This is a genomic window from Streptomyces sp. NPDC047085 (genome assembly GCF_040643735.1).
Taxonomy (GTDB): Bacteria; Actinomycetota; Actinomycetes; order Streptomycetales; family Streptomycetaceae; genus Streptomyces.
Genome location: NZ_JBEYUW010000015.1, coordinates 67,111 through 84,322, shown reverse-complemented (window position 1 = coordinate 84,322; position 17,212 = coordinate 67,111). Strand labels below are relative to the sequence as shown.

The 17,212-nt window shown below is 72.6% G+C and carries 17 protein-coding genes; 11 read left to right on the top strand and 6 right to left on the bottom strand.

The features are described from left to right. Positions 1-2: 2 nt before the first annotated feature. Positions 3-653: a thymidine kinase gene (locus tag ABZ865_RS36025; RefSeq protein WP_361239865.1), complete on the top strand. Its 651-nt coding sequence runs from the start codon at positions 3-5 to the stop codon at positions 651-653. A 52-nt stretch (positions 654-705) separates the two neighbouring features. On the opposite strand, the gene ABZ865_RS36020 is transcribed toward ABZ865_RS36025, so the two are convergent. Next, positions 706-1,485 (bottom strand): IclR family transcriptional regulator, encoded by a 780-nt coding sequence (locus tag ABZ865_RS36020; protein ID WP_361239863.1) that lies wholly within the window; start codon positions 1,483-1,485, stop codon positions 706-708. A gap of 68 nt (positions 1,486-1,553) precedes the next feature. On the opposite strand from ABZ865_RS36020, the gene ABZ865_RS36015 reads away from it, so the two are divergent. From ABZ865_RS36015 to ABZ865_RS35995, 5 genes are all read left to right on the top strand, one after another. Next, positions 1,554-2,888: an aromatic acid/H+ symport family MFS transporter gene (locus ABZ865_RS36015; protein WP_361239861.1), complete on the top strand. Its 1,335-nt coding sequence runs from the start codon at positions 1,554-1,556 to the stop codon at positions 2,886-2,888. A gap of 71 nt (positions 2,889-2,959) precedes the next feature. Next, positions 2,960-4,090, top strand: a complete 1,131-nt coding sequence (locus ABZ865_RS36010) for a cupin domain-containing protein (RefSeq protein ID WP_361239859.1) — start codon at positions 2,960-2,962, stop codon at positions 4,088-4,090. Then, positions 4,087-4,917, top strand: a complete 831-nt coding sequence (locus ABZ865_RS36005; protein ID WP_361239858.1) for a fumarylacetoacetate hydrolase family protein — start codon at positions 4,087-4,089, stop codon at positions 4,915-4,917. Before ABZ865_RS36010 ends, ABZ865_RS36005 begins: the two co-directional genes overlap by 4 nt. After that, positions 4,914-5,549, top strand: coding sequence for a maleylpyruvate isomerase N-terminal domain-containing protein (locus ABZ865_RS36000; protein ID WP_361239856.1), 636 nt, complete (start codon positions 4,914-4,916; stop codon positions 5,547-5,549). Before ABZ865_RS36005 ends, ABZ865_RS36000 begins: the two co-directional genes overlap by 4 nt. Before the next feature lie 32 nt (positions 5,550-5,581). Further along, positions 5,582-6,850: an FAD-dependent monooxygenase gene (locus tag ABZ865_RS35995; RefSeq protein WP_361239854.1), complete on the top strand. Its 1,269-nt coding sequence runs from the start codon at positions 5,582-5,584 to the stop codon at positions 6,848-6,850. Positions 6,851-6,863: 13 nt separating this feature from the next. Here ABZ865_RS35995 and ABZ865_RS35990 read toward each other — a convergent pair whose 3' ends face one another. Beyond that, a complete protein-coding gene (locus tag ABZ865_RS35990; RefSeq protein ID WP_361239852.1) occupies positions 6,864-7,655 on the bottom strand; it encodes a VOC family protein in 792 nt (263 codons plus the stop codon). A gap of 317 nt (positions 7,656-7,972) precedes the next feature. On the opposite strand from ABZ865_RS35990, the gene ABZ865_RS35985 reads away from it, so the two are divergent. Next, the gene (locus tag ABZ865_RS35985; RefSeq protein ID WP_361239850.1) at positions 7,973-8,824 is read left to right on the top strand and encodes a sulfurtransferase; all 852 of its coding nucleotides are present in this window, start codon (positions 7,973-7,975) and stop codon (positions 8,822-8,824) included. A gap of 91 nt (positions 8,825-8,915) precedes the next feature. On the opposite strand, the gene sepH is transcribed toward ABZ865_RS35985, so the two are convergent. Further along, positions 8,916-9,956: a septation protein SepH gene (gene sepH, locus ABZ865_RS35980; protein ID WP_361239848.1), complete on the bottom strand. Its 1,041-nt coding sequence runs from the start codon at positions 9,954-9,956 to the stop codon at positions 8,916-8,918. A gap of 516 nt (positions 9,957-10,472) precedes the next feature. On the opposite strand from sepH, the gene ABZ865_RS35975 reads away from it, so the two are divergent. Next, positions 10,473-11,237 carry a hypothetical protein gene (locus ABZ865_RS35975; RefSeq protein WP_361239846.1) on the top strand — a complete coding sequence of 255 codons (765 nt, stop codon included), beginning with the start codon at positions 10,473-10,475 and terminating at the stop codon, positions 11,235-11,237. Here the strand turns inward: ABZ865_RS35975 and ABZ865_RS35970 are convergent. Together ABZ865_RS35970 and ABZ865_RS35965 are read right to left on the bottom strand one after the other, a co-directional pair. Beyond that, a complete protein-coding gene (locus tag ABZ865_RS35970; protein WP_361239844.1) occupies positions 11,161-12,480 on the bottom strand; it encodes a D-arabinono-1,4-lactone oxidase in 1,320 nt (439 codons plus the stop codon). The two genes, ABZ865_RS35975 and ABZ865_RS35970, sit on opposite strands and share 77 nt — an antisense overlap. Further along, positions 12,440-13,684: an MFS transporter gene (locus ABZ865_RS35965; protein WP_361239842.1), complete on the bottom strand. Its 1,245-nt coding sequence runs from the start codon at positions 13,682-13,684 to the stop codon at positions 12,440-12,442. Before ABZ865_RS35965 ends, ABZ865_RS35970 begins: the two co-directional genes overlap by 41 nt. Before the next feature lie 220 nt (positions 13,685-13,904). Between ABZ865_RS35965 and ABZ865_RS35960 the strand changes: the two genes are divergently transcribed. Next, positions 13,905-15,032: a ferrochelatase gene (locus tag ABZ865_RS35960; RefSeq protein ID WP_361239840.1), complete on the top strand. Its 1,128-nt coding sequence runs from the start codon at positions 13,905-13,907 to the stop codon at positions 15,030-15,032. An 8-nt stretch (positions 15,033-15,040) separates the two neighbouring features. Continuing rightward, on the top strand, positions 15,041-15,856 hold the full coding sequence (locus tag ABZ865_RS35955; protein WP_361239838.1) for an inositol monophosphatase family protein: 816 nt from the start codon (positions 15,041-15,043) through the stop codon (positions 15,854-15,856). A gap of 110 nt (positions 15,857-15,966) precedes the next feature. Here the strand turns inward: ABZ865_RS35955 and ABZ865_RS35950 are convergent, their stop codons facing one another. Then, positions 15,967-16,140, bottom strand: coding sequence for a hypothetical protein (locus tag ABZ865_RS35950; protein ID WP_199843157.1), 174 nt, complete (start codon positions 16,138-16,140; stop codon positions 15,967-15,969). 416 nt (positions 16,141-16,556) lie between these two features. On the opposite strand from ABZ865_RS35950, the gene ABZ865_RS35945 reads away from it, so the two are divergent. Then, positions 16,557-17,210, top strand: coding sequence for a response regulator transcription factor (locus tag ABZ865_RS35945; RefSeq protein ID WP_100828692.1), 654 nt, complete (start codon positions 16,557-16,559; stop codon positions 17,208-17,210). Positions 17,211-17,212: the final 2 nt, after the last annotated feature.

The following is a 17,212-nucleotide window of genomic DNA, read 5'->3' as shown; positions in this document are numbered from 1 at the left end:
TCATGCCCGAGCTGGTGTTCTTCTCCGGAACGATGGACTGCGGGAAGTCGACGCTGGCTCTGCAGATCGAGCACAACCGCTCCGCGCGCGGCCTCGTCGGCATGATCTTCACCCGCGACGACCGGGCGGGCGAGGGCAAGCTGTCCTCCCGGCTCGGCCTGGTCACCGACGCGGTGGAGGTCGAGGACGGCCAGGACCTGTACGCCTATCTCGTCGACCACCTCTCGCAGGGCGGCCGCGCGGACTACGTGATCGCGGACGAGGCGCAGTTCCTCGCGCCGGACCAGATCGACCAGCTCGCGCGCGTGGTCGACGACCTCGGCATGGACGTCTTCGCCTTCGGCATCACCACCGACTTCCGCTCCAAGCTCTTCCCCGGCTCCCAGCGGCTGGTCGAGCTGGCCGACCGCATCGAGGTGCTCCAGGTCGAGGCCCTGTGCTGGTGCGGCGCCCGCGCCACGCACAACGCCCGCACGATAGACGGCGAGATGGTCGTCGAGGGCGCCCAGGTGGTCGTCGGCGACGTCAACCAGTCAGCGGGCGAGGTCGGCTACGAAGTGCTGTGCCGTCGTCATCACCGCAAGCGGATGACGAGCGCGACGGCGCGAGCGGCGGCACTGTCCCCTGACGTACTGCCGGTCACCTCGGGCTGACCCACGGCGGACGCCGGGTCCGCGGATCGAGTGAGGCCGGGTCCGCGGCTCTTCATCCGGCCTGCTTGCCGAGCTCCGCCTCCACCGCGCCGGCGGCCTTGTGCAGCATCGCCACCAGCGTCGGCAGCCGATGCCGGTCGTAGCGGACGCTGGGAATCGAGAGCGAGATGCCGGCGAGCACGGCGTGTTCGGCGCCGCGCACCGGCACGCCGACTGCGACGATGCCCCGCTCGGAGCGACCCTGGTTGAGCGCGAAGCCGTTGCGCCGGATCCGGGTGAGCTCGGCCCGCAACTTGGCGAGGTCGGGGCGGTCGTCGGGGCTCTCGTCGTAGCGCTCCGCGGCGTACACCTCGTCCAGTTCGGCGGCCGACAGTTCGGACAGGAGCAGCAGCCCGGCGGTGGTGCGGTGGGCCGGGAAGACCATGCCCTCGCGCGACCCGACGCGCAGCGCCTGGCCGCACTCGACCGAGGCGATGAAACGAGTGGTGTCACCGGTGCGGATGGCGAGGTTCGCCGACTCGTCGACCACGTCGACCAGCCGGCGCAGGTGAGGCAGCGCGACCGCCCGCAGGTGCGAGGTGCCCGACCGCGAGTGCGCGGCGAGCTCGAGCACCGGCCCGGCGTGATAGCCGCGGCTCGCGTCCTGCACCGCGAAGTCGCGGTAGACGAGCATCTGCAGCAGCCGGTGCGCGGTCGAGCGTGCGACGTCCAGCCGGTCGGCCGCCTCGGCGACGGTGATCGAGCCCTCGAGCTGCAGCAGGGTGGCCAGGCGCAGGGCGTGGTCGACGGACGCGATGGCGTACGCCGGAGGCTGCTTGAGCTCGCGCGCCATGAAGCTCCTCGATTCTGCTCTGCGGAATCTACTGTTCCGCCAGCGATGCTAACAGGCACGTTGCGAACATGACCACACCAACGAGCGGCCCCACCGCAGTGGCCGTGCACGGGCGGCCCGCCGCCCTTGTCATCGGGCTGTGCTGGTTGATCGTCGTCTTCGACGGCTACGACCTCATCGTCTACGGCACGACGATCCCCGCCCTGCTCAAGGAGCCGGGCTGGCACCTCACCCCGGCCCAGGCCGGCGACATCGGAGGCCTCGCGTTCGCCGGCATGCTCGTCGGTGCCCTGTCCGCGGGCAACCTCGCCGACCGGCTGGGCCGACGGCGCACGATCCTCGCCTGCGTCACCTGGTTCACGCTCTTCACCGGCCTGTGCGGCGTCGCGCCGAACGCGGACGTCTTCGGCCTCCTGCGCTTCGTCGCGGGCATCGGCCTCGGCGGCCTGGTGCCCTCCGCGAACGCGCTCGCCGCGGAGTTCGTCCCGGCCCGCTTCCGCTCGGTCGGGGCCACCGTGATGATGTCCGGCGTCCCCATCGGCGGCGCGCTCGCCGCGCTCGTCGGCATCCCCGTCCTGCCGGCGCTCGGCTGGGAGGCGCTCTACCTCTTCGCCTTCGCGGGCTTCGTGCTCGTCGCGGCCCTCGCCCTGTGGCTGCCGGAGTCGGCGGCCTGGCTGCGCAGCAAGGACCGCGCCGACGAGGCCCGGACCGTCGAGGCGCGCTACGGTCTCAGCGCGCCCGAGGACGCCCGCGACGCCGCCCCGGAATTCCGCCCGACGCTGAGCAGCGTCCTGCGCCCGCCGTTCCTGCCGGCCACGCTGCTCTTCGGCCTCGCCACGGTCGCGACCCTCTTCGCGTGGTACGGACTGGGCACCTGGCTGCCGAAGCTGACCGCCAGTGAGCCGCGCTTCGACCTCGGCAGCGACCCCCTCACCTACCTGCTCGCCCTCAACCTGGGCGCGGTCGCGGGCTCCGCGGTCACCGCCTGGGCCGCCACCCGGATCGGCCCGCTGCGCAGCGCGATCATCGGCGCCGCCTGCGCCGCCGTCGGGCTGGCCTCGCTGGTGACCTACCCCTCGTCGATCCTCGTCGTGTACGGCGCGCTGATCCTCGCCGGCGTCGGCAGCCACGGCACCCAGTGCCTCATCATCTCCGCCATCGCCGGTCACTATCCGCCGATCCTGCGCGGTACGGCCCTCGGGTTCGCGCTCGGCGCCGGCCGGATCGGCGCCGTGATCGCCCCGACCCTGGCTGGCCGGCTGCTCGACGGCGGCTACGGCGCGAGCTCCAACTTCCTGCTCTTCGCCGGCGCCTCCGCACTGTCCGCCCTGCTGCTCGTCGGGACGTACCTCCTCACCCGTCCCGTCCGCACGGCCGAGCCCCTCGGCGACCTCGTCCACTGACCCCCGAAACACCCCATGACCCCGAACGACCCCCCAACTGAAACGACCCCCGACCCGATCAGGACCCCGAGATGACCACCTCGCCCGTCCGTCTCCGTGCGGAGGCGGCCCCCGACCAGCCCGACGTGACCCCGGCCCTCGAGGAGCTCTACCGCGGCTTCGAGCAGGAGCTCCTGGTCCCGCTGTGGACCGAGATCGGCGACCTCATGCCGGCCCACCCGCGCTCCCGCGCCGTGCCGCACCTGTGGCGCTGGGGAAGCCTGCGCCGCCTGGCCGAGCAGGCCGGAGACCTGGTCCCGGTCGGCCGCGGCGGCGAGCGCCGCGCGATCGCGCTGGCCAACCCGGGCCTAGGCGGCCGCCCCTTCGCCACCCCGACGCTGTGGGCCGCGATCCAGTACCTCATGCCCGGCGAGGACGCCCCCGAGCACCGCCACACCCAGCACGCGTTCCGCTTCGTCGTCGAGGGCTCGGGCGTCTGGACCGTCGTCGGCGGCGACCCGGTCCCGATGAACCGCGGCGACTTCCTGCCCCAGGCCGGCTGGAACTGGCACGCCCATCACAACGCGACCGACCGACCGTTGGCCTGGATCGACGGGCTCGACATCCCGTTCCAGTACGCCACCGAGGCGCAGTTCTTCGAGTTCGGCCGCGACGAGATCGGCGACGCCGAGCGCACCACCCCCGAGCGGTCCCGCTCCGAGCGACTGTGGGGCCACCCCGGCCTCCGCCCGCTCGGCGCCCCGGCCCCCACCCCGGGCAGCCCGCTGCTGGCGTACAAGTGGGAGTTCACCGACCGCGCCCTCGCCGACCAGCTCGCGCTGGAGAAGGAGGGCTACGCCGGGACGGTGGAGCCCGGCCACGCGGCCGTCCGCTACAGCAACCCGCACACCGGCGGCGACGTGCTGCCGACCGTCCGCGCGGAGTTCCACCGGATCGCCCGCGGTGCCGGCACGGCGCCGGTGCGCGAGACCGGCTCCAGCGTCTACCAGGTCTTCGACGGCGCCGGCACGGTCACCGTCGGCGACCGCACCTGGTCGGTCACCCGCGGCGACCTCTTCGTGGTGCCGTCCTGGGCGCACTTCTCCGCCCGCTCCGAGGCCGGGTCGTCCGACTCCGACTCCGGCGCCCTCGACCTCTTCCGCTTCTCCGACGCGCCCGTCTTCGAGGCGCTCCACCTCGACCGTCAGGAGTCCACCCGATGAAGCTCGCCACCCTCCGCACCGACGCCGGTACCCGCGCCGTCCGTCTCGAGGGAGACACCCTCGTCGACCTCGGACACACCGACCTCGGGGAGCTCTTCGCCCAGGCCGACTGGCAGTCGATCGCCGCCTCGGCGACCGGCCCGACGTACGCCGTCGACGGCGCCGACCTCGCCCCCGTCGTGCCGCGGCCGTCGAAGGTCGTCTGCGTCGGCCACAACTACACCAACCACATCAAGGAGATGGGGCGCGAGCTGCCGGCGTACCCGACCCTCTTCCCGAAGTTCGCCGACACCCTCTGCGGCCCGCACGACGACATCGTCAAGCCCGCCGAGACCGACGCCCTGGACTGGGAGGTCGAGCTGGTCGTCGTCATCGGCAAGCCGGTGCGGCGCGCCACCGAGCAGGAGGCGGCCGACGCCATCGCCGGCTTCACGGTGATGAACGACGTGTCGGTGCGCGACTGGCAGTTCCGGACCATCGAGTGGACCCAGGGCAAGATCTGGGACTCCTCCACCCCGGTCGGGCCGTACGTCGTCACCCCCGACGAGCTGCCCGGCGGGGTCCGCCCGGCGCTGTCGGTGCGCACCGTCGTCGACGGGCAGGTCATGCAGGAGGACAACACCGGCACGCTGCTCTTCGACCCCGTGCACCTGGTGCGGTACATCTCCACGGTCGTCCGGCTCAACCCCGGTGACCTGATCGCCACCGGCACCCCCGCCGGGGTCGGCCACGCCCGCGACCCGAAGGTCTACCTGCTCGGCGGCGAGACCGTCGTGACCGAGATCGAGGGGCTCGGCGCCTGCACGAACAAGGTGGTGAAGGCGTGAGCCGTACGGCGCGGGACACCCGGCGCTGGATGCGGCAGGGCACCGACCTGCTCCTCGGCGCGGCGGCCGGCCTCGACGCGACCGCCCTCGACGAGCCGACCGGTCTGCCGGGCTGGACCCGGCGCCATCTGGTGGCCCACGTGGCGGCCAACGCCGACGCGCTCGGCAACCTCGTGCGCTGGGCGGCCACCGGCGAGGAGACCCCCATGTACGCCTCGCCCGAGGAGCGCGCCGCCGGCATCGAGCGCGGCGCCGCCCTGCCGGCCGCCGAACTGCTCGGCCGGCTGCGCGACTCGGCCACCCGCCTCGAGGAGGCGACCGCGGCTCTCACCCCCGAGCAGTGGGAGCGCGAGGTCGTCACCGCCCAGGGCCGCACCGTGCCGGCCACGGAGATCCCGTGGCTGCGCGCCCGCGAGGCCTGCGTGCACGCCGTCGACCTCGGCACCGGGGTCCACTTCGCCGACCTGCCGGACGACTTCCTCGCCGCGCTCCGCGACGACATCCGCGCCAAGCGCGGCCTCGCGGAGCTCCCGGCGGAGGTCGCCGGTGCGCCGCTCGCCGACGTCGCCGCCTGGCTCGCCGGCCGCCCCCACCCCCTGAGCGCCGCCCCGGACCTCGGCCCGTGGCTGTAGGCATCACACGGAAGGAACGGAAGGAACACCCGATGAATCAGCAGACCCCTGACGTCCTCGTCGTCGGCGGCGGCATCGGCGGCCTCGCGGCGGCGCTGTCGCTGACCCGGCAGGGTCTGGCCGTGCGCGTCCTCGAACAGGCGCCCGCCTTCGGCGAGGTCGGGGCCGGCATCCAGCTCGCCCCCAACTGCAGCCGCATCCTTGGCGACTTCGGCCTTCTCGACGAAGCCAAGGGCCTCGGTGTCGTGCCCGACTCGATGGTCATGCGCGACGCCGTGGACGGCACCGAGCTCACCCGGCTCGACCTGCGCGACCTGGAGCGGCGCTACGGCTTCCCCTACCTCGTCATCCACCGCAGCGACCTGCACGGCCTCTTCCTGCGTGCCTGCCGGCGCGCCGGCGTCGACCTCGTCACCTCCCAGAAGGCGGTCGGCTACGAGAACACCGCCGACGGCGCCCGGGTGAGCTTCGCCGACGGCCACACCGAGCAGGCCCCGGTCGTCATCGCCGCCGACGGTCTGCACTCGGTGGCGCGGCGGCTGCTCTCCGACGACCGGCCGGTGAGCTCGGCGTACGTCGCCTACCGTGGCACGGTGCCCGGGGCCGAGTCGCGCGCCGGTGCGGTCGACCTCTCCGAGGTCGTGGTGCACGTCGGCCCCCGGTGCCACTTCGTCCACTACGGCCTGCGCGGCGGGAAGCTGCTCAACCAGGTCGCGGTCTTCGAGTCACCCAAGGCGCTCGCGGGCGAGGAGGACTGGGGCACCCCCGACGAGCTCGACGAGGCCTTCGCGCAGACCTGCGACTTCGTCCGCGAGGGCCTGCCGTACATGTGGCGCGACAAGTGGTGGCGGATGTACGACCGCGACCCGATCCCCACGTGGGTCGCCGGCCGGATCGCCCTGCTCGGCGACTCGGCGCACCCGCCGCTGCAGTACATCGCCCAGGGCGCGATCATGGCGATCGAGGACGGCTGGGTCCTCGGCGAGCACGTCGCCCGCAACCGGGGCGAGGACGGCCTGATCGACTGGACGGCGGCGCTCGCGGCGTACGAGGCCGTCCGCACCCAGCACACCCGCCGCGTGACCACGACCTCCCGCGCCTGGGGCGAGTTGTGGCACCTCGACGGCATCGCACGCGAGCAACGCAACGTGCTGTTGCGGGCGCGCGACACCTACGACTATTCCTTCGTCGACTGGCTCTACGGCCCGACCGCGCTCTTCCCCGAGGACGAGCCGGCGATGTTCACCCCGATCCCGCTGAGCTCCGTCACCGTCGAGCCCGAACTGGCGGATGTCCCCTAGGTACAGCCGGTGCTCAGCGCGGGTTCTCGACCACAGAGAAGGGTGCCCCCTCCAGGTCGGAGACCAGTGCGATCCGGCCGTGCGCGGTGTCGCGGGCCGGCTTCAGGGTCCGGCCGCCCAGTTCGACGACCTGCCGCACCGTGTCGTCGGCGTCCGCGACCTGGAAGTACGTCAGCCAGTGCGAGCCCCGGTCCCGGGGCAGCGCGTGGCCCACACCGTGCAGGCCGGCCACCGGGCGTCCTTCGACGCGCAGGGTGACGTAGTCGAAGTCGGCGGAGACCTCCGGCTCCTCCTCGTACCCGAACACCGCCTCGTAGAACTTGGCGACGCTGACGGTCTCGTAGGTGAGCAGTTCGTTCCAGGCGGGGGTGCCGGGGACGCCGCTGAGGGCCGCGCCGGGGTGTGCCGCCCCCTGCCAGATGCCGAACACCGCCCCGGAGGGGTCGGAGGCGATGGCCATCCGCCCGGCGTCGGGCTCGTCCAGCGGCCCTACGGCCACCGTGCCGCCGCACAGCCGCACCTGATCGGCCGTCTGGTCCACGTCGTCCGAGGCGAGGTAGGGCGTCCAGGCGACCGGCAGCCGGAGGTCCGGCGGCAGCTGGCCGATGCCCGCCACCTCGCGCCCGTCCAGCAGGGCCCGGACATAGGGGCCGAGCTCCTGCGGGCCGGGCCCGAACTCCCAGCCGAACAGCTCCTGGTAGAAGTCCTTGGTGTCGGCAAGGCCGTGCACCATCAGGGTCGCCCAGCAGGGCGTTCCGGGCGCGCGTCGCGCGTGCGGGCCTGCCGACTCCCGTGCCTCGGTCATCGATCACTCTCTCCCCGGCCCCTCATGGTGGCCGTGTCGCATCCGCTTCCCGGAACGGGTGTGCCGCTGAGGCGCGCACGTCCGTGCCGGTACCCACATCCTGCGCCGTGTCACACGCCGCGCTGAGCCGCCGCTCGGTACCTCCCCGGAGGATGTCCGGTCCGCCGCCTCTCGCCGCTTCCCGAAGGCGGCCGGCGGGTGTCGGTCAGCTGTACAGCGCGTGCCCGATCCCGTACACCTCGTGATCGAGCCTGTCCGGCCGAGCAGAGTAGCCGGACCTGGACGCCGGGGCCACCCCTGGCGTATGGATGGACGTCATGAGAGCCATCATCACCGCGTCCGAACTGGCCCATGAACTGAGCGGAGAGCGCCCGCCCGTCCTGCTGGACGTCCGCTGGCAGTTGACCCTGGCGAAGGCCGCGGGCGCACCGCCCTTCGACGGCCGGGCCGAGTACGCGGCCGGGCACATCCCCGGCGCGGTCTACGTCGACCTGGACGAGGAACTCGCCTCGCCTCCCGGCGCGCACGGCCGGCATCCGCTGCCGGACGTCGCCGCGTTCGGAGCCGCGATGCGCCGCGCGGGCGTGTCGGCCGGCCGGCCGGTCGTCGTGTACGACGGCGGACTGGGCTGGGGCGCCGCGCGCGCGTGGTGGCTGCTGCGCTGGACGGGTCACCCGGACGTGCGGGTGCTCGACGGCGGATTGCCGGCGTGGGAGGGCCCGCTGTCGACGGACGTGCCGACCCCTGCCGAGGGCGACTTCGAACCGGCCCCGGGCGCGGCTGGGTTGCTCGACGCGGACGGGGCCGCCGCCCTGGCCCGCTCGGGCGTGCTGCTGGACGCGCGCGCGGGGGAGCGGTACCGCGGCGAGGTGGAGCCGATCGACCGGGTCGGCGGGCACATCCCGGGCGCGGTGTCGGCGCCGACGACGGAGAACGTGGGCCCGGACGGCCGTTTCCTGCCCGCGGCGGACCTGAGGGACCGCTTCAAGGCCCTCGGCGTGTCCGAGGAGGCGCCGGTGGGCGTGTACTGCGGCTCGGGTGTCTCGGCCGCGCACGAGGCGCTGGCCCTCGCGGTCGCGGGCATGCGGGCGGCCCTGTATGTCGGTTCCTGGTCGGAGTGGTCCTCCGACCCGTCCCGTCCGGTCGTGGTGGGGCCGGACCCGCAGTAGGCAGCCGAAGGGTGAGGCCGGACCCGCGGTAGGCAGCAGAAAAGTGGGGGCACGCGCGCGTGCCCCCACTTCAAACGGCTGTACGGCCCGTTTACTCCTGCTTCTTGCGCCGCGTACCGAACACGATCTCGTCCCAGCTCGGTACGGCGGCCCTGCGGCCGGGGCGGACGCCGTCGGCCTCGGCCTGGCGGTCGGTGGCGCCGATGAGCCGGTCGCGGTGGCTGCCCACGGAGCGGGGCATGAGGACGTCCGCGTAGGCGGAACCGGCCGACGCCGCGGGCGCCGGGGGCTCCTCCGCCGCGGGCTCCTCGGGGGGCTCCTCCGGGGTCTCCGACGGCCGTTCCGGGACGACCAGGTCGCCGCGGAAGCTCGGCACCGCCTCCAAGAGGCTGGTCAGCGAGTCGCGTTCGCTCGTGCTCTCCTCGGCCGGCTCCGACGCCTGCGCGGGCAGGCTCGGCCGCTCGCGGTCGCCCCGGTCGAGGGCGCGGTCCATCGAGCGGTCGCGCGGCAGCCGGGCGATGCGCGGCACGAACGGGAAACTCGGCTCCGGTACGGCGAGGTCGTCGGACTCGCCGATCAGCGAGCGGGCCTCGTCGTCGACGGCCTGGACGAGCCGCCGGGGCGGGTCGTACGTCCAGCTCGCCGAGTGCGGTTCGCCCGCGACCCGGTAGACGAGCAGGACCTCCCAGGTGCCGTCGTCCCGTCGCCAGGAGTCCCACTGCACGGTGTCCTTCTCGGCACCGCGCAGCAAGAGCCGTTCCTGGACGGCCTCGCCGAGCAGCGGACCGGAGTTCTCGCCGGGGCGGCGGACCGGGGTCTTGCGGGCCCGCTCGGCCATGAAGGCGCGCTCGGCCAGCACCGGTCCCTCGAAACGGCGGACCCGGTCGACGGGGATGCCGGCGAGCTGGGCGACCTCTTCCGCGGTGGCACCGGCGCGTATACGGGCCTGGATGTCACGGGGGCGGAGATGGCTCTCCACCTCGATCTCGATCTGGCCGAGACGGGGCCGGTCGCCGCGCACGGCGGCGCGCAGCCGTTCGTCGATCGGAAGCGTGTATTCCGTTGCGTCGGCAGCCTTGAGCACCAGCCGTGTGCCGTCATTCGAGACGGCCACGACACGCAGTTCGGGCATGGGGACCTCCCGGGTGGTGCCTGCCGACGTCACGTGCGTCGCTGCTTCCGCTAGTCGAGTGTGGCCTGCCCGGGTGCAGCCTGCCACAACCTTGCCGAGTTGCCCGGCGTGTCGGGCACGGGCCCTGGATCGCCGTTATGGCACGGTTACCTATTCGCAACGCTAAGTGACGAAATCCGTCACCCTGTGCAACTAGCCCCCTCCCGGCGGTCCTTCAAGGCCGCGGACACCCTGGTGGGAGACCGGACCCAGGGCTCGCAACAGTACTCCATTTGGACCACGGACGTGGATTGGCGCGCCGCCCAACTTCTGGCAAGGGATGCGACTTGGCCGGACGCAAGCCGGTTTTACCGATCACGAACGTGGCGAACTTCACGCAATCCCCAGAAACGGAACTATTGGTTTCGTCCGTACGTCCCTTTCTCGTGCGGCTGATCGGTCAATGTCGATCAAGTTCGAGAGGTCGATCAAGGCCGTGAAGTCGATCAAGTACGGGAAAGCGAGGCAGTTCCGGGTATGGGTGAAGCGCCCGATGAGGGCCGCAAGCGGTTCGACCTGAACGTCCCCCAGGTCGCGGGCAGCGCGCTGGCGGCGGTCGTGGCGGCCAAACTGGCCTCGTACTTCGGGGTGTACGGCACGATCCTCGGCGCCGGAGTCGTCAGTGTCGTCGCCACCTGCGGCGGCTCGGTCTTCCAGCACTTCTTCAAGCGGACCGGGGAGCAGATCCGTGAGGTCTCCGTCACCGGCCGCCCGAAGGAAGGGACGCGGAACGATCAAGTGACCGTCGCTCCGGGCGAGTTCACCGAGGGGACCGTCTACCGCGCGCGTGTGAAGAGCTGGAGACGTCCGGTCCTCGCGGCCGCCGTCGTCTTCGGGGTCACCATGGGCGGCATCACGGCGTACGAACTCGTGTCCGGCAACAGCTTCAGCGGCGGCACGGGCACCACGGTCAGCGACGCCGTCGGCGGCAAGGGCCCGTCCTCGTCCAGGTCCGGCCCGGACTCCGGCGGAAACTCCGGCCCCACCGAGCCCTCCTGGTCCCCCTCGGACCCGCCCCGCGGCGACGCTCCCTCCGGTGACAGCGGTACGACGCGGCCGGCGACGCCCACCCCGAGCGACTCCCCGAGCCGGGAGCCGGGCGGCGACGCCCCGGCCACCCCGACTCCCACGCCCGGCGCGCCCACGGCCACGCCCACGCCTACGCCTACGCCCCCAGAACCCTCCGCACATAGTCGTTCTGGAACAGCCGTTCCGGGTCAAGACGGTCCCGCAACGCCGTGAACTCGCCGAAGCGCGGGTACACCCCGGCGAAGTACTCCGCGTCCCGGGTGTGCACCTTGCCCCAGTGGGGCCGGCCCTCGTGCGCGGTGAAGATGCGCTCGGCGGCGGTGAAGTAGGCCTGGTACGGCGTGCCCCGGAACATGTGGACGGCGATGTACGCGCTGTCCCGGCCGGAGGCGGTGGACAGGGTGATGTCGTCGGCCGGGGCGGTGCGCACCTCGACCGGGAAGCTGACGCGCAGACCGGAGCGGTCGACCATGGCCTTCAGCTCGCGCACCGTCTCGACGAGGGCCGCGCGCGGGACGGCGTACTCCATCTCCACGAAGCGCACCCGGCGCGGCGAGGTGAAGACCTTGTAAGGGATGTCGGTGTACGTCCGCGCGGACAGCGCCTTGCTGGAGACCTGCGCGATCGCCGGGACGGTGGCGGGTGCGGCGCGGCCGACCCACTGGGCCACCTGGAAGACGCCGTTGGAGAGGAACTCGTCCTCGAACCAGCCGGCCAGCTGCCCCACCGGCTGCTCCGGGCCCGCGCTGCGGTTGTTGCGCTTGGTGTTGGTGCTGCCCGTGTGCGGGAACCAGTAGAACTCGAAGTGCTCGTTCTCGGCCCACAGTTGATCGAACTCGGAGAGAACCCGGTCGAGGGGCATCGGCTCCTCGCGGGCGGTGAGCAGGAACAGCGGCTCGACGGCGAAGGTGATCGCGGTGACGACGCCGAGCGCGCCGAGGCCTATCCGGGCGGCGGCGAAGACGTCCGGATTCTCCTTCTCGGAACAGGTGAGCACCGAGCCGTCCGCCGTGACCAGTTCGAGGCCCTTGATCTGGGCGGCGATGGAGGCCGACTCGCGGCCGGTGCCGTGGGTGCCGGTGCTGGTGGCGCCGGAGACGGTCTGCTCCATGATGTCGCCCATGTTGGTGAGCGAGAGTCCCTCGCGCGCCAGGGCCACGTTGAGCCTCTTGAGCGGGGTGCCCGCCTCGACCGTGACCGTCATGGCATCGCGGTCGATGTTGCGGATGCCGGTCAACAGTTGAGGACGGATCAACACACCGTCGGTGGCGGCGATGGACGTGAAGGAGTGGCCGGTGCCGACCGCCTTCACCTTCAGGCCGTCCTCGGCGGCCTTGCGCACCGCGGCCGCCAGTTCCTCCACCGAGGCCGGTGTGACCTGCCGGGCGGGCCGGGCGGAGACAATGCCGCCCCAGTTACGCCAGGTGCCGTTCTTCCCGCTCGCTGTGGTGCTCAACGGTGCCTCCCCGACCCGCGGCCGGCCTGCGGAGCCGGCGGTACCCGAGGAAACCGACCGCGACCGCGACGGCCCCGGACGCGACCGGAACCCCGTACCCGGCGTGCGCACCGGCTGCGTCGATCACCCAGCCGGCCGCGGAGGAGCCGAGCGCGACCCCGACCGCGAGGCCGGTGCTCACCCAGGTCATGCCCTCGGTGAGGTTCGCGCGAGGTACGTGCTCTTCGATGAGGGACATCGTCGTGATCATCGTCGGTGCGACGGACAGCCCCGAAACGAACAGCGCCACGGCCAGAAGCGGCAGGTTTCCGACCAGTAGGAGGGGGATCATACTCATGGCCATCGCCACCACGCCCAGCAGCCAGCGGCGTTCGGGCGCCCCGCCCGGGCGCAGCAGCCCGAAGACCATGCCGGCCACACAGGATCCGGCGGCGTACAGGGCGAGCACCACGCTCGCGCCGGCCTTGTGGCCCCGCTCGTCGGCGAACGCGACGGTGACCACGTCGACCGCGCCGAAGATCGCGCCCGTGGCCACGAAGGTCGCCACCAGCACCTGGAGCCCGGCCGAGCGCAGCGCGCTGCCGCTGCCGCCGTCGCGTCGCGCGCGCGGGTGCGGCGCGGGCTCGGTGGCGCGCTGGGCGGTCAGCCAGAGGACGCCGACGGCCAGGAAGCAGGCGGCCAGCAGGGGGCCCGCCTCCGGGAACCAGGCCGTGCACAGGCCGATGGAGATGATCGGCCCGAAGATGAAGCACACCTCGTCCACGACCGACTCGAACGAGTAGGCGGTGTGCAGCTTCGGGGTCCCCGCGTACAGGGCGGCCCAGCGGGACCGGATCATCGCGCCCAGGCTCGGCACCGAGCCGATGCCCGCGGCGCACACGAACAACGTCCAGTCCGGCCACCGCAGATGCGCCGCGAGCAGCAGCCCGGCGGCCGCGACGAGCGCCGCCAGCGTCGCGGGGCGCAGCACCCGGCGCTGCCCGTGCCGGTCGACGAGCCGGGAGATCTGCGGCCCGATGGCGGCGGCGGAGAGCGCGATCGTGGCCGAGAGCGCGCCGGCGAGGCCGTAGCGCCCGGTGAGCTGGGAGACCATCGTGACCACGCCGATGCCCATCATCGACAGCGGCATCCGCCCGAGGAAACCCGCGGCGGAGAAGGCCTTGGTGCCGGGTTCGGCGAACAGGGCGCGGTAGGGGCTGGGCACGTGGTCTCCGGGGGCGGCTCGTAAGGCGCGAATGCAGTCGATACAGCTTACGGATTAGGCGACCCTAACCGCGCGGGAATTCATGGCCGAGCAGAACAAGTGATCGAGTCGGGCGGGGCGGACCGGCGACGCGGCGGGATATACCGGACTAAACCGGATGGAAGTCGACTCTTCACCCCGCTGTTGCCCGCCTGTCAGTGCCGGGTGGCAGGATCAAGACATGCCAGACGCGCTCGATGCCACCCCCTACGACGCCCTGCTCCTGCTCTCCTTCGGCGGCCCCGAAGGGCCCGACGACGTGGTCCCGTTCCTCGAGAACGTCACGCGCGGGCGCGGCATCCCCACGGAACGCCTCAAGGAGGTCGGGCAGCACTACTTCCTGTTCGGCGGGGTCAGCCCGATCAACGGCCAGAACCGCGCCCTGCTCGACGCCCTGCGCAAGGACTTCGCCGAGCACGGCCTGGACCTGCCCGTCTACTGGGGCAACCGCAACTGGGCGCCGCACCTGACGGACACCCTGCGCGAGATGGTCGCCGACGGCCGCCGCCGCATCCTGGTCCTCGCCACCAGCGCCTACGCCTCCTACTCGGGCTGCCGCCAGTACCGCGAGAACCTCGCCGACGCGCTGGCCACGCTCCAGGACGAGGGCCTGGAACTGCCGCGGATCGACAAGCTGCGGCACTACTTCAACCACCCGGGCTTCGTCGAGCCCATGGTCGACGGCGTCCTGCGCTCCCTCGCCGACCTCCCCGAGGACGTCCGCGACGGCGCCCACATCGCCTTCACCACCCACTCCATCCCGACCGCCGCCGCCGACACCTCCGGCCCCGTCGAGGCCCACGGCGAGGGCGGCGCGTACGTCGAGCAGCACCTGGACGTGGCCCAGCTGATCGCCGACGCCGTCCGCGAGCGCACCGGCGTCGACCACCCCTGGCGGCTCGTCTACCAGTCCCGCTCCGGCGCCCCGCACATCCCCTGGCTGGAGCCGGACATCTGCGACCACCTCGAGGAGCGGCACGCCGCCGGCGCCCCGGCCGTCGTCATGGCGCCCATCGGCTTCGTCTCCGACCACATGGAGGTCCTCTACGACCTCGACACCGAGGCGACCGCCAAGGCTGAGGAACTGGGCCTGCCGGTGCGCCGCTCGGCCACCGTGGGCGCCGACCCGCGGTTCGCCGCCGCCGTCCGCGAGCTGATCCTGGAGCGGGCCGGCGTGGAGCGCGGGCAGCGGGTCACGCCGTGCGCCCTCGGCGCGCTCGGCGCGAGCCACGACGTCTGCCCGGTCGGCTGCTGCCCGTCCCGCACCCCCCGCCCGGCCGCCGCGGGCGCCGACAGCCCCTACGCGTGAGGAGACCCGTGACCGACGCCCTGCACTCGGAACTGCTGGAACTCGCCCAGGAGGCCGCCCGCCGCGCCGGCGAGCTGCTGCGGGACGGCCGCCCGGCCGACCTCTCGGTGGCGAGGACGAAGTCCAGCCCGATCGACGTCGTCACCGAGATGGACATCGCGGCGGAGAAGCTGATCACCGATCTGATCTCCGCCCGGCGTCCCGGCGACGGCTTCCTCGGCGAGGAGGGCGCCGCCACCGAGGGCACCACCGGCATCCGCTGGGTGATCGATCCGCTCGACGGCACGGTCAACTACCTGTACGGGCTGCCGACCTGGGCCGTGTCCATCGCCGCCGAGCAGGACGGCGAGACCGTCGTCGGGGTCGTCGCGGCCCCGATGCGCGGTGAGACGTACCAGGCGGTGCGCGGCGGCGGGGCGTGGGTCTCCGGCGCGTGGGAGGGCAAGCGCGCCCTCTCCTGCCGCCCCGCGCCCCCGCTGGACCAGGCGCTCGTCTCCACCGGGTTCAACTACGTCGCCGAGGTCCGCGCCCACCAGGCCGAGGTGGCCGCCCGGATCGTCCCGCTGCTGCGGGACATCCGGCGCGGCGGGTCGGCGGCGGTCGACCTGTGCGACGTGGCCTGCGGCCGGCTCGACGGGTACTACGAGCGGGGACTCAACGCGTGGGACTTCGCCGCGGGTGACCTGATCGCCCGCGAGGCGGGCGCCCTGACCGGTGGACGGCCCGGAGAGCGGCCCTCAAGGGATCTGACCGTCGCGGGTACACCGGGGGTCTTCGAGCCCCTCCAGCGGCTGCTGGAGGACTTCGGAGCGTGGCACGACTGAGCGCGGCGGGCGCACCCGCGCGGGTGACGGGACCGGTGCGGGACGCGAGGAACGACGGAACCCCCGGCGCTGGATTCGCCGGGGGTTCCGTCGTGTGCGTTTCGGGTCGATCAGACGCGTGACGCGCCGACCTCCACACCGTGTTCGGCGGCGAGGCGTCGCAGGTCGTCGAGCTCTCCCTGCTCCACTTCGACGAGGAAGTCGTCGCCCTCGTCACGAGCCCGCGACAGGTCGGACTCGGTCGCCCTTATGCGCTGCAGAAGTCCTGCGGTGAATGCGTCCATGTGCGCCCCCTCGTCCTGGGTCGTGGGTCGGTGGCACGGGGGTGTGCCGGTCGGGAAGGGGCGATCACGGCTCTCGCGGGTGCCCAGCGACGCCCAGCTGGGCGGCGACGGTGCCGGACACCCACGCCCGCTCTGCCGAAGCGGGACCGCCAAGTACCACATGGTGTTGCGGCACACGCAGAGCGTGATCGCGGGGTGTACCAGCCGTCCTCCCCCCGCTCCCTTCCGCGGAAACCTCAACTGGAGGAGAAAATCTCGTATTCCCGCCCCGCCGCCCCCGTCTCTGCGGCCCCGGCCCCCGTCTTACAGCCGACTTATGGCCGAAAAGGGCAGGATGGGAGTCACACTCCCACGGACATCCCTGCCCGCGCGCGCTCCGGCGCGCCCCGCGGGCGGACAGAGGAAGGACAAGCGACGTGCGCGTACTCGTCGTCGAGGACGAGCAGCTGCTCGCCGATGCGGTGGCCACCGGACTGCGCCGGGAGGCCATGGCCGTCGACGTCGTGTACGACGGTGCGGCCGCCCTGGAGCGCATCGGCGTCAACGACTACGACGTGATCGTCCTCGACCGCGACCTCCCGCTGGTGCACGGCGACGACGTGTGCCGCAAGGTCGTGGAGCTGGGCATGCCCACGCGCGTGCTCATGCTCACCGCCTCCGGCGACGTCAGCGACCGCGTCGAGGGCCTGGAGATCGGCGCCGACGACTACCTCCCCAAGCCGTTCGCGTTCAGTGAGCTGATCGCGCGCGTGCGCGCCCTCGGACGGCGTACGAGCATGCCCCTGCCCCCGGTCCTGGAGCGCGCCGGGATCAAGCTCGACCCCAACCGCCGCGAGGTCTTCCGCGAGGGCAAGGAGGTCCAGCTCGCGCCCAAGGAGTTCGCGGTCCTGGAGGTCCTGATGCGCAGCGAGGGCGCGGTCGTCTCCGCCGAGCAGCTGCTGGAGAAGGCCTGGGACGAGAACACCGACCCGTTCACGAACGTGGTGCGCGTGACGGTCATGACGCTGCGCCGCAAGCTCGGCGAGCCGCCGGTCATCGTCACCGTGCCCGGCTCCGGCTACCGGATCTGATC

Coding starts and splice junctions, on each gene's coding strand:
- ABZ865_RS36025 (WP_361239865.1), top strand. CDS start 3: ATGCCCGAGCTGGTGTTCTTCTCCGGAACGATGGACTGCGGGAAGTCG.
- ABZ865_RS36015 (WP_361239861.1), top strand. CDS start 1,554: ATGACCACACCAACGAGCGGCCCCACCGCAGTGGCCGTGCACGGGCGG.
- ABZ865_RS35990 (WP_361239852.1), bottom strand. CDS start 7,655: ATGACCGAGGCACGGGAGTCGGCAGGCCCGCACGCGCGACGCGCGCCC.
- ABZ865_RS35975 (WP_361239846.1), top strand. CDS start 10,473: ATGGGTGAAGCGCCCGATGAGGGCCGCAAGCGGTTCGACCTGAACGTC.
- ABZ865_RS36020 (WP_361239863.1), bottom strand. CDS start 1,485: ATGGCGCGCGAGCTCAAGCAGCCTCCGGCGTACGCCATCGCGTCCGTC.
- ABZ865_RS36010 (WP_361239859.1), top strand. CDS start 2,960: ATGACCACCTCGCCCGTCCGTCTCCGTGCGGAGGCGGCCCCCGACCAG.
- ABZ865_RS36005 (WP_361239858.1), top strand. CDS start 4,087: ATGAAGCTCGCCACCCTCCGCACCGACGCCGGTACCCGCGCCGTCCGT.
- sepH (WP_361239848.1), bottom strand. CDS start 9,956: ATGCCCGAACTGCGTGTCGTGGCCGTCTCGAATGACGGCACACGGCTG.
- ABZ865_RS35985 (WP_361239850.1), top strand. CDS start 7,973: ATGAGAGCCATCATCACCGCGTCCGAACTGGCCCATGAACTGAGCGGA.
- ABZ865_RS35960 (WP_361239840.1), top strand. CDS start 13,905: ATGCCAGACGCGCTCGATGCCACCCCCTACGACGCCCTGCTCCTGCTC.
- ABZ865_RS35995 (WP_361239854.1), top strand. CDS start 5,582: ATGAATCAGCAGACCCCTGACGTCCTCGTCGTCGGCGGCGGCATCGGC.
- ABZ865_RS35950 (WP_199843157.1), bottom strand. CDS start 16,140: ATGGACGCATTCACCGCAGGACTTCTGCAGCGCATAAGGGCGACCGAG.